This is a genomic window from Cellulomonas pasadenensis, assembly GCF_047229365.1.
Taxonomy (GTDB): domain Bacteria; phylum Actinomycetota; class Actinomycetes; order Actinomycetales; family Cellulomonadaceae; genus Cellulomonas.
This window is the reverse complement of record NZ_JBFTEP010000275.1, coordinates 1-1,092: the sequence shown is the minus strand read 5'-3', so window position 1 is coordinate 1,092 and position 1,092 is coordinate 1. Positions and strand designations below refer to the sequence as shown.

General features: G+C 82.4%; 2 protein-coding genes. Both read right to left on the bottom strand.

Going from position 1 to position 1,092, the window contains the following annotated elements; translation table 11 throughout:
• Positions 1-933, bottom strand: a 933-nt coding sequence (locus AB6N23_RS18440) for a uroporphyrinogen decarboxylase/cobalamine-independent methonine synthase family protein (RefSeq protein ID WP_412867404.1), incomplete at its 3' end; no start/stop codon positions are given.
• The coding region (locus tag AB6N23_RS18435; protein ID WP_412867405.1) for an aminomethyltransferase beta-barrel domain-containing protein at positions 930-1,092 on the bottom strand (163 nt) is incomplete at its 5' end. The genes AB6N23_RS18435 and AB6N23_RS18440, both read right to left, overlap by 4 nt.

The following is a 1,092-nucleotide window of genomic DNA, read 5'->3' as shown; positions in this document are numbered from 1 at the left end:
GTCCGGGGCGCCCGCGACGAGCACGAGGTCGCGCAGGCCGGCGACCGGCAGCCCGACCGTGCGCCAGGGCCGCGTGACGGCGTCCGCCTGCCCGACGACGTCCGGGCCGGCGCACTGCGACGTGGCCTGCGGCGGCGGCTCGGGCCAGAAGGTGCGCCCGTCCTCGACGAGCTGCGCCACCTCCTCCCACCCGCGCTCGCCGATGCCCGCGACCGCGAGCGCGGCGCCGTCGGCGGACGACGCACGCACCGTGGGCAGCGCGGCCCACGCCGTGCCGCCGTGCACGACGACGGCCTCGCCGCCCGCCGCGCGCGCCGCGTCCGCCACCGTGCCGAGGCCCTCGGCCGCCACGGGCCCGGGCACGCGGCGCAGCCGGTCGCGGCCGGAGAACGTCGGCACGACGCCGGCGAGCACGGCCGCCAGCATCGGCTCGTGCAGCAGCACGCGCACGGCGGCGCCGGGCACGACGCGGCGCACGTCGGCGACCCGCCCCGCGAGGCCGGCGGCGAGGGACGCCACGACCTCCCGCAGCGCCCCGGGGTCGGACACGACGCGGTCGCCGCGGGCGAGGTAGACGTCCGCGGCGAGCGTGTGCGGGCCGAGCAGCGGCAGCACGAGGGGCCCGGCGTACCCGTGCGCGGCGACCGCGAGCGCGTCCAGGTCCTCCCGCGCGAGGGCGCGGGCGCGGGCGAGGTCGCCGCCGGGCCGGTCGGCGAGCTTCCAGCCGTGCGGCCCGAGCTCGGCCGGCAGCTCCTCGAGCAGCGCGAGGGCCGCGCCGGTCCGGTCGCCCCACGGCCCGCGCGCCGGCAGGACGGGCGCGAAGGGCAGCCCGGTGACCTCCGTCGGGGTGTCGACGAGGTCCCCGACGACGGTCGTCGCCGCCTCGAGCGCGGCGGTGCCCGGCCAGGGCCCGGCGCCCGTGACGCCGGTCACGCGTGCGCCCGCGCGTCGGCGAGCCCGGCGGGCGACACGGTGGCGCGCACGGTGCCCTGCCCGACGACGCGCGTGCCGTCGTAGAGCACCAGCGACTGGCCGGCGGCGACGCCGCGCAGCCCGCGCCCGCCCCCGCCGGCGTCGCCCACGCCGCCGCCC